The sequence below is a fragment of the Streptomyces sp. UG1 genome (assembly GCF_049974585.1).
Taxonomy (GTDB): domain Bacteria; phylum Actinomycetota; class Actinomycetes; order Streptomycetales; family Streptomycetaceae; genus Streptomyces.
Window position 1 is genome coordinate 99,977 of record NZ_JBNGGG010000020.1, and the last position, 12,938, is coordinate 112,914.

Consider the following 12,938-nt stretch of genomic DNA (forward strand, 5'->3'; position numbering starts at 1 on the left):
CCGCTCACCCCGCGCCCGCCCGCGAGCCGTCGATGGCCCCGGTCTGCTGGGCTCGCACCAGACGCCGGTAGTGCTCGCTGGTGGCGACGAGTTGGGCGTGGCTGCCCGCGGCGACGATCCGGCCCTCGTCGAGCACGAGGATCAGGTCAGCGGCGCGGATGGTCGACATGCGGTGGGCGATCACCAGCAGCGTGCACTCCGCCGCCGCGTCCCGGATCGTCCGGCGCAGCGCCGCTTCGTTGACCGCGTCCAGATGGGCGGTCGGTTCGTCCAGGAGAACCAGACGGGGCCGGGCCAGCAGCGCACGGGCGATGGCGATGCGCTGACGCTCCCCGCCGGACAGCGCCATGCCGTGCTCCCCGGCATCGGTGTCCAGCCCGCGCGGCAGCCCGGCGACCAGGTCCGTGAGGTGCACGCGCGCCACCACGCGGTCCACCTCGTCGGGCGCGGCGTCCGGGACGGCGTAGGTCAGGTTTTCCCGCAGGGTGCCGTACAGCACCGGCGCCTGCTGTTCCACCAGGCCGATCCGGGCCCGGTGCGCGGCGCGGCCGATGGCGCGTATGTCCCGGCCCTCGAACTCGACCCGGCCGCGGTCCGGCTCGTAGAACCGCTCGACGAGCGCGAAGACCGTGGACTTCCCGACGCCGGAGCCGCCGATCAGGGCGACATGGGAGTGCTCGGGCACCTCGAAGGTCGCCCCGCGCAGGACGGGGCGGCCGGGTTCGTAACCGAACCACACGTCCCGGAAAGCCAGCAGGGGCTGCGCGCGATCGGCCCCGCGGGACGCCGTCGCGGGCGTCGCCCCGGTCTCCCTCCCGATCTCCCGCCTGATCTCACTCTCCCGGCCGGTCTCCCTCTCCCCCTCGGTCTCGCTCTCCGTCGGCCTCTCCGTCGGCAGGGCCAGTACCTCCGTGACCCTGCGGTAGGCGCCCACGCCCTGCTCCATGGTGCTGAGCGACTGGAACACCGCCCCGATCGGCCCGATCAGATAGATCATGTACAGCAGGAAGGCGGCCAGGTCCGCGACCGATCCGCCCCGGTCGGCGACGCGTATGCCACCGACGAGCAGCACGACGACGAACGACCCCTTGACGGCCAGTTCGATGGCCGGTGCCACCACCGCGTCCAGCTTCGCGATCCGCACGCTTCCCGCGTACGCCGACCTGGCCCGGCCGCCGATACGGTCCGACTCGCGCTGTTCGGCGCGGCTGGCCCGGACGGTGCGGATGGCGCCGAGCGCGCGTTCCAGGTCGGCGGTCATCGCCCCGGTCGCCTGCTGGGTCGCCAGCGATGCCGCAGCGATGCCGCGCAGCACCGAGCCCACGAGCACGGTGGCGAGCGTCACCATGGCCAGCACGATGAGGAACAACTGCCAGTCGAGCCAGATCATCAGCGCCACGACCCCGACCAGTCCGATGCTGCCGGCCACCGCGTCCGTGAAGCCCTCGGCGAGGAGCAGCCGCAGGGTGGTGCTGTCGGCGCTGACGCGGGAGATGAGGTCGCCGACGCGGTGCCGGTCGTACTGGCGCATGGGCAGGCGCAGCAGATGCCCGATCAGGCCGAGCCGGACGCTCAGCACGATGCCTTCGCCGGTACGGGCCAGAACGAACTGGGCGAAGCCCTGCACCACCGCCTGAGCGAAGAAGAAGACCACGAGCAGCACGACGACCGGCGTGACCGGGCTCCCGGACCCCGCCGACTCGATCACCCGCTTCACCAGCAGCGGCTGGGCCAGGCTGAGGACCGAGGCGCCCAGCATCAGCAGCACGGCGAGGGCGATCCGCCGCCGGTGCCCGTACAGCAGGCGCAGGACGTCCCGGGGGCTGACCCGGCTATCCGCGGCTTTGCGCTTCACGGCCGGAACCACCGGGACTACCGGGACCGGAACTGCCGGGACGGGAACTGCCGGAACTGCCGGAACTGCCGGACTCACGGTCGGCAGAACCCGCGCACTCCACGGTGAACAGCGGCCGGAAGTAGTCCGGGGGATATTCCTCGCCCACGGCCGTCCCCTCCGCCTCCACCCAGGCATGCGCCCCGAAGGGCGGCAGCCGCCGTGCCCCCACGCACCAGGTGGGCCACTGGCCGTGGACGCGGCACAGCAGGACCGTGGCCAGGGACCGGACGAGGCACCCCTCCCGCCCCGCACACGCCAGACTGACCGCGACGACGTCCTCCCGGGCTTTTCGCACCTGGTCGACGGTGGCCGGACGAGCACCCCGGCTGAGCCGGCCCAGCACGATCCGGATGCGCCGCGGCCGCTGGACGGCCAGCAGCCGGGCGATGGCCACCACTAGCCGCACCAGGACCCGGCGCGGCAGCGGAACCGAGCGCGGATCGTGGACGATGAACTCGGCCGAGGTCATGACGACCGCCTGCGGGTGCGGCGCCAGGCAGCCCCGTGTCCTGCATCCATGTCTCCTGCGTCCACGTCTCCTGGGCCGACGTCTCCTGCGTCCTCTTCCACCAGCCCGGCCGAGCGCAGTTCACCGATCAGCTCCTGTATGTCCCGGTCCGCGCTGTCGGCATCCACCGCGTACCGGTCGGTGATCGCCCGCACGGCCGCTGCCACGGGCTGGCCGTCCAGCAGCGTCCGTACGGCGACGGCAGCGGTGGGATTGAGGGTGAAGTACTGGTCGCGGTCCTCGTCGAGCAGCGCGATCCCGTATTCGGTTTCGGCGGTGAACACGCCCTCACGCAGCTTGAGTGTCACGACTGCTCCCTACCTCTCCCTCAGGGCGGTGCGGCCTACGGCCGTGGCTTCGATCGTGCGCAGCCACATCTCGCACGCCGCGGTCTGGTACAGGGCGTCCAGCGGCAGCGACGGCGGCAGCGGGCGGCGGCACATCTCGCGCAGCGCGTCCGGGTCGACCAGGCCCAGCCGGGCCAGCCGCGAGTCGTCGCACAGGGCGAGCAGTCTGTCGCGGTCGTCCCGCTGTGCGGCCTCCGCGTCGGCGGAGCCCTCGTCCTTGGTGTTCCGGGTCAGACTCGCGTCGGGAACGATGCCGCGCATCGCCTCGACGATGAGCGGCTTGTACCGCCAGGGTGTGATCCGGTCCTGCGGCCGTACGGCCAGCGCTGCCTCGATCACCCTGTCGTCGTAATACGGGGTGGCGAGAGTGACTCCGAGTCGCGCGGCCATCTGGCCCAGCTGCCGGATCACGCGCGCATTGCTCTGCAGCCCCTCCAGCTCGACGTGCTGCCCATGCGTCGCGGCGAGCGGCTGTGCCGTATGGGCCGCGGTGTGGATCAGCTCGCGTACGGCCGCCACGGCCTGCGGCGTCGCCCACGGCGGCAGCCGCGGCGGTACCCCCCAGCCGAGGGACGGGGTGTCGGCGGCAGGTGCCTCGGCGGTGAGTTGGTCGCCGACCCGGGCGAGCCAGGCCCGGTACGGGGCGCGGTCCCACAGTTGCCGCAGTGTCTCCCGGTACGGCCACGGCCGCTGGGCCGCAAAAGCACGCACGCGCTGCAGTGCGGTCCTGGGGTGGGTGCGCAGCAGCGCGTGCAGGTGCGCCGGCGAACCGGCGAGCAACTCGTCCCCGCCGAAGCCGCTCAGGTGCAGACGCGAGCCGCGTGCCGCGGCCGATCGGGCGACGGCGAGCCACCGGTCGCTGTCGGCTGCGAGCGGACAGGGCTCGTCGAACAGGTCGTCCAGTTCGCCGCCGTCGAGCACGTCTTCGTGGACCATCGGCATCCGGTCGTCCCCGGCGATGACGTGGTGCTCGACGTCGCCCAGTCCGGTGACCGTGCGACGGGCCCACATGACGTCCTCGCCCATGGGGTCGAGACCGTCGGCGGTGTAGGCGACGACTTGAGCCTCACCGTGGGCGGCCAGACAGCACAGCGAGGTCGAATCCAGGCCGCCCAGATCACAGCTCACGAGTTGACGGCCCTGGGTGCGGGCCTCGACCGCCTCGGTCAGGGCTTTCCGCAACGCCGCCGCCCCCTCGGCCATCGGCACGACCGGCTCCGGAGGCTTCCACCAGTGGACCGACCGATGCCGGCCGTCCTCGTCCAGCACCAGGTAGTGACCGGTCGGCAGAGCGCTCACGCCGCGCCAGACCGGCAGACCCGCCACCGGGTGCAGTGCGAACGAGTTCAGCAGACGGACCGCCAGCCGTTGTGGGTCGATGTCGGCGTCGAGCAGGCGGGCGAGTACGTCGGCACGGTCGGCGGCCACCGTGACGTCGCCGACCCTGGCGTGGAACACGGGCCGAAAGCCGTTGACGCTCCCCTGCACCCGCACGCGCCCGTCGACCGACGCGGCAAGATGAAAACTTCCGGCGGCAGACCTGGCCAGTCCGTCGAGTCCGGTGACCGTACGCAAGTGGCCGGCCACCGAGGTGAGGCGGCCGGCGCCGAGAGTGTGCTCGCCGAGCACCGCGACTTTGGCCCGCCCCGCCTCGCCGACCGCCGCTGAGTCCTCGGACCAGCGCCCGAGCAGCCAGGGCCGCCCGGAGGGATGGCGCACCTCCCGCGTCCCACAACCCAGCAGGGCCGCGGTTATCGGCTCCGCCGCGGCACAGTCCGGAAGAGCGACGAACCAGTCCGGTACGTCGCTGTCGTCAAAGTCTCGGAAGTCGGCAAGGCCCATGACCAAACCATCCTGGGGCGGTGGGGGCGCCCAGCCGAGATGCGCTGTGTGAACCCACCACCCCTTGGGGGAACACTCCCCGAGCCGTGTTCGGGAAGCCGGCGCGTCAGAGGCTGAAGCGCAGGAACCGGAAGATCCTCTCCCTACCCCGGAAGAGGCCAAAACCCGTGGCGCGGAAAGAACCGGCCGCGGTCAGTGTCGGACGCTCGTACGCGCGCATCTCATAACACCTCCTTTTTTGCAGACCTCTGCTTCCAGGCTAGACACAGGTCCCGCAATTGCCCACCGTTTCTTTTTCAATTGTTGATGGCGATATAACCCGGGGTGAATTCGTCTCAGCAACGCAACTCACCGGCAGCCGTGGGCAGTTGGTCTGCAGCGCCGCGGAATTGCGTCATCCCTCGCCTTCAGGATGCGCAGGGATACCGTCGTCAAGGAAAACGCAGCCAGCCGACGTGCTTGGACAGTGACGGTGACGCACCGCGGCGGACTGGAGATACGGACGAACTGGGCGAGAGACTGACGCCTTGCGCATCGCGATGACGTCGCGTCAGTTCCGTCTCGACTCCGACGTCGAGCCACGGAGCACGAGGCTGGTGAGAACGATGCACGGGGGCCTGCACCGACGGCCCGACCGGTCAACAGGCCGGAAATGACTCATCAATTGGCCGATCTCGACCTCGACCTCAGCCATGCGATGGATGCATGCCAGTTGCCCCTCCGCCCTGACCTGCCCGTCCGGGAGCAATCGCGCCCGCACCGTTGACGCACCGGCCGGACTACGTCTCATAATCGGGCACTCGATGTCATCGCTGACACAAGTCAACGTTGACACCCAGGTTGGCGGCGTGGGACGTCGACGCGGCCTGGGGCGTCACTAGGAGACACCATGAGCTCTGTACGCGTATCCCGGCATGCCCGTATACGGATGATGGCAGCGGTGGCGACCGTCTGTGCCCTGTCCGCAGCACCGCTCACCCCGCAGGCCATCGCTGCCGACACCCCGGCGTACTCCGAGACCTACAGACCCCAGTTCCACTTCACTCCCCAGAAGAACTGGATGAACGACCCCAACGGCCTCGTGTACTACAAGGGCGAGTACCACCTCTTCTACCAGTACAACCCGAACGGGAACTCCTGGGGCGACATGTCCTGGGGGCACGCGGTGAGCAAAGACCTCGTGCACTGGGAGGAGTTGCCGCTGGCCCTGTCGCACGACGACGAGGAGATGGTGTTCTCCGGAAGCGCGGTCGTCGACTGGGACAACACCACCGGGTTCGGCACGAGGAAGAACCCGCCCATGGTGGCGATCTACACCAGCGCCTACAAGAACGGCGGCAAGCAGGCCCAGTCGCTCGCCTACAGCACCGACCGCGGCCGCACCTGGATCAAGTACCAGGGCAACCCCGTCATCGACATCGGCTCCACCGACTTCCGCGACCCCAAGGTCCAGTGGTACGAGCCGACGAAGAGCTGGCTGATGACGGTGTCGCTGTCCGCCGAGCACAAGGTGCGGTTCTACTCGTCGAAGAACCTCAAGGACTGGGAGCTGCAAAGCGAGTTCGGGCCGGCTGGTGCGACGGGCGGGGTGTGGGAGTGCCCCGACCTGTTCCCCCTCGCCGTCGACGGGGACAAGAAGAAGATCAAGTGGGTCCTGGTGGTCAACATCAACCCCGGTGGCATCGCAGGTGGTTCGGCCGCTCAGTACTTCATCGGCGACTTCGACGGCGAGAAGTTCACCGCCGACGACAAGGGCACCTACACCCCGCCCACCGGCACGGTGCTGCAGGACTTCGAGAGCTCCGGCTTCGGTGAGTGGACGACGACCGGAACGGCGTTCGGCCAGGGACCGGCAACCGGGGCGCTGGACGGGCAGAGGGCTGTCACCGGCTTCGACGGTAAGGGCCTGGCCAACAGCTTCCACGGCGGCGACGGCGCCACCGGCATCCTCACCTCCCCCACCTTCACCGTGGACAGCCCCTACCTCAACTTCAAGATCGGTGGCGGGCGGCATCCGCACGAGCCCGGTACCGTCCTGGACAGCACTCCGCCCGAGGGCACGGTCCTCGCCGACTTCGAAGGCGGAACCTACGGCGACTGGACGGCGACCGGGGACGCCTTCGGCACCGCACCGGCCACCGGCACCCTCCCCGGCCAGCAACAGGTCTCCGGCTTCCTGGGAAACGGGCTGGTCAACACCTTCCGGAACGGCGACTCCACCACCGGCACCCTCACCTCACCCGAGTTCACCCTCGACAAGAAGCACATCAACTTCCTCATCGGCGGCGGCAACCACCCGGCCGGCTCCGCCAACCCCACCGCCGTCGAACTCCTCGTCGACGGCCGAGCCGTCCGCAGCGCCACCGGCAAGGACGCCGAGGCTCTCAACTGGGCCTCCTGGGACGTCAGCGACCTCGCCGGCGAGAAGGCACGGATCAGGATCGTCGACGACAACACCGGCGGCTGGGGCCACCTCAACGTCGACCACATCGTGCTGTCCGACACCCGGGCCCAGCGCGTCTCCCAGGAGGCGTCCGTCAACCTGCTCGTCGACGGTGAGGTCGTCCGCAGCGCGACCGGCGGCGACAGCGAGGTGCTGGACTGGGCGTCCTTCGACATGCGCCCGTACGTCGGCAAACAGGCCCGGATCCAGGTCGTCGACATGAACACCGGCGGCTGGGGCCACGTCCTGGCCGACCGGTTCACGGCCGCCGACAAGCCCGCCCTCTCCGTCGTGCAGCGCGCCGACTGGGCCGACTACGGCAAGGACTACTACGCGGCCGTCTCCTGGGAGAACGCGCCGGGCGGCAAGCGCTACATGATCGGCTGGATGAACAACTGGGACTACGGCCAGTCCATCCCCACCTCCCCCTGGCGCGGCGCGCAGAGCATTCCGAGGGAGATGGCCCTGCGTACCGTCGACGGCCGGGTCCGGCTCACGAGCGAGCCGGTGGGCAGCGTGAAGTCCCTGCGGGAGAAGCACCCGGCGACCGCGGCCGGTGTCACGGTCAAGGGCATCTCCAAGCCCCTCATCGCCCCGTCGGCCAACGGCAAGGCACTCGACATCGAGGCGACCTTCTCCCTCAAGGACGCCGACCGCTTCGGCCTGAAGGTCCGCACCGGCACAGGCGGCGAGGAGACCGTCATCGGCTACGACACCACGACGCACGAGCTGTACGTCGACCGCACCCGCTCCAGCGCCGAGGACTTCAACAGCACCTTCCCCGGCGTCCAGACCGCACCCCTGAAGCCCGACAACGGCAAGGTCAAGCTGCGCATCCTCGTCGACTGGTCATCCGTCGAGGTCTTCGGCGGCAACGGCGAGGCAGTGATCACCGACCAGATCTTCCCCGACCCCTCCAGCACCGGCGTCGACGTCTTCGCCGAAAGCGGCACCGCCACCCTCGACCACATGCAGGCATGGCGGATGAAGTCCATCTGGCGGTGACAAGCCCCGGGTCCGTGCGCCACCGGCGCCCGCGGTGGCCCGCATACGCGCCGCGCCGGTGTTCAACGCTCGTTACGGATGCGTGGTCAGCGGATCGAGGAAGGTCAGTACGGAGGCGTCCTCCTCGATCAGCGGGGTGAGGGCGGCGTTGAACGGGGCGCCGTACGGGGCGTCCAGGTGTGCCTTGAAGGCGTCCTCGTCCCGGTAGACCTCGAAGATCCAGTAGGCGCGCGGGTTGGCCGCCTTGGTGTAGACGTCGAAGGCCAGGTTGCCTTCCTCTTCGCGCACCTTCAGGGCGTAGTCCCGGATCAGGCGGGCGACCTCGGCCTGCGCTCCCTCTCGGGCGGTGAACTCGGCGAGCAGGGTTTTCGTCATGGTTCCTGTCCTTGTCAGTGGGTGGAGTCGAGGTTCCGGATGATGGCCTTGTCCTCGTGAACTGCGCCAGATTCTCCCCCGCTCAGGAGAAGTTCGCGGCGGTGATGCCGTCGGGGTGTCCAGGCGGCCACTGCACCAACTCGATCCGGTAGCCGTCCGGGTCGGTGAGCCACGACGTCTTCGGGCCGCGAGGGCCGCCCGGGTACTGGACAGGTCCCGGCTCCAGCCCGGCGTCGGTCAGCCGCTCCAAGGTGGCGGCCAGTGTGTCCACCTGGATCGCGAGGTGGTCGACACCGCTGCCCACGTCGACACGTCCGCCGACGGGGCGATGGACCAGTTCGAGCGAGGCCGCCGGTTCGCCGGGGAATTTGAGGAGCACGAGGTGGCTCCCGTCGCCGCCCGCGATCCTGCCCAGCTCGACGTAGCCCAGAGCGGTGTAGAAAGCGAGCGAGCGGTCCAGGTCGGTGACGCGGTAGGCGACGAAGAGCGTCTTCACGCGGCCTCCTCGGGTCGGCGCACCCGGTAGCGGAGGTGCGTGACGTCTCGGTCCTCGAGCCGTCGGACGAGGTCGAGTTCGATGTGATCGCCACCGAGGTGGTCGAACAGTCTTCGGCCGTCGCCGAGGAGGACCTGAACCAGGTGGATCTCCATCTCGTCGATGTGCCCGGCTCGCAGGAGCGCTTGGGCCGCGCCCGCCCCGTGGACCATGACCGGCCGGTCCCCGGCGGCCGCGCGAGCCTGACGGGCGCAGTCATCGACGTCGGTGACGAAGCGTGCGTGGCCGGGTGGCACATCCCCGTCATCCACGTGGTGGGTGAGGACGAAGATCGGCACACCGTCGTGGTGGTCGCCCTGCCATCGCCCGGCGAGTTCGAAGGTCCGTCGGCCGGAGATCACCGCGCCGGTCGCCAGCGCCTCGCGATAGACCTGCCCGCTGGGGCCGTCGGATTCCCGGTCGTCGAGCCAGTTGAAGAGACGTCCACCGTCGCGTCCGAGCTCCTGGCCCGGTCGATCGTCCGGACCGGCGACGTAGCCGTCGAGCGACATCGACATGTACAGCCGAATCGGATTGCTCATGGTGGCCTGCATCGCTCCTCCAGGGCGTGGGGATGTTCCGCTTCCCGCCCCGTCGGGGCGAGGCTGTCGAAGGGGAAGACTTCAGGCAGCAGGCAATCTCATCGCGCTCGACGAACCGAACACACGCGTCCGCAGAACGGGCGCGTTGCGGGCAGTCCTTGAGCGGCTTCGGGCGGGACGCCGCCCCGGGCGTTGCCGATTTGTGACGGGTGCAAGGCATTGACGTTGCCCGGAGGCGGAGTCCATCATCCTGGCCAAGCAGTGTCAACGATGACATAAGTCAACGATGACACATCGGGACGGCATGCCCCGATGCCGGCCGATCGCCCGCGATCCCGCAGGAGTTGTTCATGTCACGCATCTCTCGTCCGTCCTCCTCGTTGCTCAGAGCCGCCGCTTGCACGGGCATCGCGGCCCTCACCCTGACCGCCTGTGGATCCGGATCGGGATCGGGCTCCGTGAGCGCCGGATCGGGCAGCGTCAAGGTCGGTCTGATCACCAAGACCGACACCAACCCGTTCTTCGTGAAGATGAAGGAGGGCGCGGAGAAGGCCGCCAAGGAGAACGGCGTCGAACTGTCCACCGCTGCGGGCAAGTTCGACGGGGACAACGCCGGTCAGGTCACCGCCATCGAGAACATGGTCGCCGCCGGGGTGAAGGGCATCCTGATCACGCCGAGCGACTCCAAGGCGATCGTGCCGGCCGTCGAGAAGGCCAAGGCCAAGGGAGTCCTGGTCATCGCCCTGGACACGCCGACGGAGCCGGAGAGCGCGGTCGACGCGCTCTTCGCCACCGACAACTTCAAGGCCGGCGAGCTGATCGGTCAGTACGCCAAGGCCGCCATGCAGGGCAAGGAGGCGAAGATAGCCACCCTCGACCTCGCGCCGGGCGTCTCCGTGGGCATTCAGCGGCACGACGGCTTCCTGAAGGGCTTCGGCGTCAAGGAGGGCGACTCCTCCGTCGTCTGCTCCCAGGACACCGGCGGCGACCAGGCCAAGGGCCAGACGGCGATGGAGAACTGCCTGCAGAAGGCGCCCGGCATCAACGTCGTCTACACCATCAACGAACCCGCGGCGCTGGGCGCGTACACCGCGCTGAAGGCCAAGGGCCGGGAGAAGGACGTGCTGATCGTCTCCGTCGACGGCGGCTGCACCGGCACCCAGGCCGTCAAGGACGGCAAGATCGCCGCGACTTCGCAGCAGTACCCGCTGAAGATGGCCGCCGAGGGCGTCAAGGCTGTCGCGACGTTCGCCAAGGACGGCAAGAAGGCGTCCGGCTACACCGACACCGGCGTCACCCTGATCACCGACAAGGCGCAGGACGGGGTCACGTCCAAGGACACCGCCTACGGCCTGGAGAACTGCTGGGGCTGAGCCGCCGGCCCCCAGCCACCGCCGTTCGACACCGTCAGCGGAGCGGCCGGCCCCTCCTCCCCGACCGGGACGGCCGCCCCTCGTCCTCCCGCCGTCCGGCAAGGACCGCACGAGGACGCACAAGGACTTGAGTCTTCCGACAAGGACTTCGCATGACTGCCACGTCCACGCCACCCTCCACGTCCAAGCCGTACGCGGAGCTCAAAGCCCCGACCACGGTCCGCAGACTGCTCACGCAGCCGACCACCGGCCCGCTGGTCGCCCTCCTCCTGGCCTGTGTCTTCTTCTCCTTCTCGACCGACCAGTTCCTGACCGGCGGGAACTTCTCGCTGATCGTGCAGCAGGTCATGGTCGTCGGCACCCTCGCCATCGGCCAGACCCTGATCATCCTCACCGCGGGCATCGACCTGTCCTGCGGTGCAGTGATGGCGTTCGGCAGCATCATGATCGCCAAGATGGCCGCCGAGGGCACCCTGCCGCCACTCGCCGCGATCGCGCTGGGCCTCGCCGTCTGCGGTGGCTTCGGCATGCTGAACGGGGCGCTGGTGAAGAAGATCCCGCTGCCGCCGTTCATCGTCACCCTCGGCATGCTCAACGTGGCGTTCGCGCTGACCCACATCTACTCCGAGGAACAGACGGTCACCAATCTGCCCGGCCCGCTGACGGCTCTCGGGCAGACCTTCCCGCTCGGCAAGACCGACATCACCTACGGCTCGCTGGTCACCATCGCCCTGTTCCTCCTGCTCGCCTACGCCCTGAGCAGCACCAGTTGGGGCCGGCACGTCTACGCCCTGGGCAACAGCCCGGAAGCGGCGCGGCTGAACGGCATCCGCACCTCCCGGCTGACCATCGGCGTCTACACGGTGGCCGGCCTCCTCTACGGCATCGCCGCCCTGCTGCTCATCTCCCGTACCGGCGTGGGCGACCCACAGGCCGGGCAGACCGACAACCTCGACAGCATCACCGCCGTGGTGCTCGGCGGCACCAGCCTCTTCGGCGGACGCGGCTCGGTCCTGGGCACGTTCATCGGCGTCCTCATCGTCGGCGTCTTCCGCAACGGCCTGCAGCTCATGGGCGTCGCCTCCATCTACCAGACCCTCATCACCGGAATCCTGGTGATCCTCGCGGTGACCGTCGACCAGATCTCCCGGAAGAAGGCCCGATGACCATCACCGGCTCCCCCACCCCTGTCCTGCAGGCCCGCGGTCTGGTCAAGCGCTACGGGCACGTCACCGCCATCGACGGCGCCGACTTCGACCTGCTGCCCGGCGAGGTCCTCGCCGTCATCGGCGACAACGGCGCCGGCAAGACCAGCCTGATCAAGGCCCTTACCGGCGCGGTGATCCCGGACGCGGGCGAGATACGCCTGGGCGGCAAGCCCATCACCTTCTCCGGCCCGCAGAGCGCCCGCGCCCACGGCATCGAGACGGTCTACCAGGACCTCGCCGTGGCCGCCTCCATGGACATCGCCTCCAACATGTTCCTCGGCCGCGAACTGCGCCGCCCCGGCATCCTCGGCAGCGCCTTCCGCATGCTCGACAAGAAGCGCATGCGCCAGGAGGCCGCCGAGCACATGGCCGACCTGAAGATCGGCCTGCGCTCGCTCACCCAGTCGGTCGAGACCCTCTCCGGCGGACAGCGGCAGGCCGTGGCCGTCGCCCGCGCGGTCGCGTGGGCCCGCAGCGTCGTCGTCATGGACGAGCCCACCGCCGCCCTCGGCGTCAAGGAGTCCGGTCAGGTCCTCGACCTCATCCGCCGCGTCCGCGACAAGGGCATGCCGGTCGTGCTGATCAGTCACAACATGCCGCATGTCTTCGAGATCGCCGACCGCATCCACGTCCACCGCCTCGGCCGGCGCGCCGCCCTGATCAAGCCGTCGGACTACTCCATGGCGGAGGTCGTCGCCATCATGACCGGCGCGCTGAGCGTCGACGAGGCCGGAGGTACTGTCGTAGCCGATTCCGAGGCTGCGAAGGCCGCCGGAGTACAGGCCACCTGACAGCGCAACCCGCTCTCGCACGTTCCGGCCGAGGCCGCGGCCGGAACCCGGGAGCACTCAGGAGACGGTTTC

At 69.3% G+C, this 12,938-nt stretch carries 12 protein-coding genes; 4 read left to right on the top strand and 8 right to left on the bottom strand.

What is annotated here, in order from left to right; translation table 11 throughout:
* Positions 1-4 precede the first annotated feature (4 nt).
* From ACP4J3_RS22955 to ACP4J3_RS22975, 5 genes are all read right to left on the bottom strand, one after another.
* Positions 5-1,855 carry an ABC transporter ATP-binding protein gene (locus tag ACP4J3_RS22955; protein ID WP_426537319.1) on the bottom strand — a complete coding sequence of 617 codons (1,851 nt, stop codon included), beginning with the start codon at positions 1,853-1,855 and terminating at the stop codon, positions 5-7.
* A complete protein-coding gene (locus tag ACP4J3_RS22960; protein WP_426537321.1) occupies positions 1,833-2,366 on the bottom strand; it encodes a lasso peptide biosynthesis B2 protein in 534 nt (177 codons plus the stop codon). The genes ACP4J3_RS22955 and ACP4J3_RS22960 overlap by 23 nt, the downstream gene beginning before the upstream one ends.
* Complete coding sequence (locus ACP4J3_RS22965; protein WP_426537323.1) at positions 2,363-2,713, bottom strand: lasso peptide biosynthesis PqqD family chaperone; 351 nt, start codon at positions 2,711-2,713, stop codon at positions 2,363-2,365. Before ACP4J3_RS22965 ends, ACP4J3_RS22960 begins: the two co-directional genes overlap by 4 nt.
* A 9-nt stretch (positions 2,714-2,722) precedes the next feature.
* A complete protein-coding gene (locus ACP4J3_RS22970; RefSeq protein ID WP_426537325.1) occupies positions 2,723-4,594 on the bottom strand; it encodes a lasso peptide isopeptide bond-forming cyclase in 1,872 nt (623 codons plus the stop codon).
* A gap of 106 nt (positions 4,595-4,700) precedes the next feature.
* Positions 4,701-4,814: a keywimysin-related RiPP gene (locus tag ACP4J3_RS22975; protein WP_426537327.1), complete on the bottom strand. Its 114-nt coding sequence runs from the start codon at positions 4,812-4,814 to the stop codon at positions 4,701-4,703.
* A gap of 669 nt (positions 4,815-5,483) precedes the next feature.
* Here ACP4J3_RS22975 and ACP4J3_RS22980 point away from each other — a divergent pair.
* Positions 5,484-8,042: a GH32 C-terminal domain-containing protein gene (locus ACP4J3_RS22980; RefSeq protein ID WP_426537329.1), complete on the top strand. Its 2,559-nt coding sequence runs from the start codon at positions 5,484-5,486 to the stop codon at positions 8,040-8,042.
* A gap of 72 nt (positions 8,043-8,114) precedes the next feature.
* On the opposite strand, the gene ACP4J3_RS22985 is transcribed toward ACP4J3_RS22980, so the two are convergent.
* The 3 genes from ACP4J3_RS22985 to ACP4J3_RS22995 all read right to left on the bottom strand — a co-directional run bounded on the left by ACP4J3_RS22985 (position 8,115) and on the right by ACP4J3_RS22995 (position 9,494).
* On the bottom strand, positions 8,115-8,417 hold the full coding sequence (locus ACP4J3_RS22985; protein ID WP_426537331.1) for a putative quinol monooxygenase: 303 nt from the start codon (positions 8,415-8,417) through the stop codon (positions 8,115-8,117).
* Between the two features lie 82 nt (positions 8,418-8,499).
* Positions 8,500-8,913, bottom strand: coding sequence for a VOC family protein (locus tag ACP4J3_RS22990; RefSeq protein WP_426537333.1), 414 nt, complete (start codon positions 8,911-8,913; stop codon positions 8,500-8,502).
* A complete protein-coding gene (locus ACP4J3_RS22995; protein ID WP_426537335.1) occupies positions 8,910-9,494 on the bottom strand; it encodes a dihydrofolate reductase family protein in 585 nt (194 codons plus the stop codon). Before ACP4J3_RS22995 ends, ACP4J3_RS22990 begins: the two co-directional genes overlap by 4 nt.
* A gap of 350 nt (positions 9,495-9,844) precedes the next feature.
* Between ACP4J3_RS22995 and ACP4J3_RS23000 the strand changes: the two genes are divergently transcribed.
* The 3 genes from ACP4J3_RS23000 (at position 9,845) to ACP4J3_RS23010 (ending at position 12,866) form a co-directional block, all read left to right on the top strand.
* Entirely contained in the window at positions 9,845-10,867 is a 1,023-nt protein-coding gene (locus tag ACP4J3_RS23000) for a sugar ABC transporter substrate-binding protein (protein ID WP_426537337.1), read from the top strand.
* Between the two features lie 152 nt (positions 10,868-11,019).
* Complete coding sequence (locus ACP4J3_RS23005; protein ID WP_426537339.1) at positions 11,020-12,033, top strand: ABC transporter permease; 1,014 nt, start codon at positions 11,020-11,022, stop codon at positions 12,031-12,033.
* Positions 12,030-12,866: an ATP-binding cassette domain-containing protein gene (locus ACP4J3_RS23010; protein WP_426537341.1), complete on the top strand. Its 837-nt coding sequence runs from the start codon at positions 12,030-12,032 to the stop codon at positions 12,864-12,866. Before ACP4J3_RS23005 ends, ACP4J3_RS23010 begins: the two co-directional genes overlap by 4 nt.
* The last annotated feature ends 72 nt before the right edge of the window (positions 12,867-12,938 follow it).

Coding starts and splice junctions, on each gene's coding strand:
- ACP4J3_RS22960 (WP_426537321.1), bottom strand. CDS start 2,366: ATGACCTCGGCCGAGTTCATCGTCCACGATCCGCGCTCGGTTCCGCTG.
- ACP4J3_RS22970 (WP_426537325.1), bottom strand. CDS start 4,594: ATGGGCCTTGCCGACTTCCGAGACTTTGACGACAGCGACGTACCGGAC.
- ACP4J3_RS22975 (WP_426537327.1), bottom strand. CDS start 4,814: ATGCGCGCGTACGAGCGTCCGACACTGACCGCGGCCGGTTCTTTCCGC.
- ACP4J3_RS22980 (WP_426537329.1), top strand. CDS start 5,484: ATGAGCTCTGTACGCGTATCCCGGCATGCCCGTATACGGATGATGGCA.
- ACP4J3_RS22985 (WP_426537331.1), bottom strand. CDS start 8,417: ATGACGAAAACCCTGCTCGCCGAGTTCACCGCCCGAGAGGGAGCGCAG.
- ACP4J3_RS22995 (WP_426537335.1), bottom strand. CDS start 9,494: ATGAGCAATCCGATTCGGCTGTACATGTCGATGTCGCTCGACGGCTAC.
- ACP4J3_RS23000 (WP_426537337.1), top strand. CDS start 9,845: ATGTCACGCATCTCTCGTCCGTCCTCCTCGTTGCTCAGAGCCGCCGCT.
- ACP4J3_RS23005 (WP_426537339.1), top strand. CDS start 11,020: ATGACTGCCACGTCCACGCCACCCTCCACGTCCAAGCCGTACGCGGAG.
- ACP4J3_RS23010 (WP_426537341.1), top strand. CDS start 12,030: ATGACCATCACCGGCTCCCCCACCCCTGTCCTGCAGGCCCGCGGTCTG.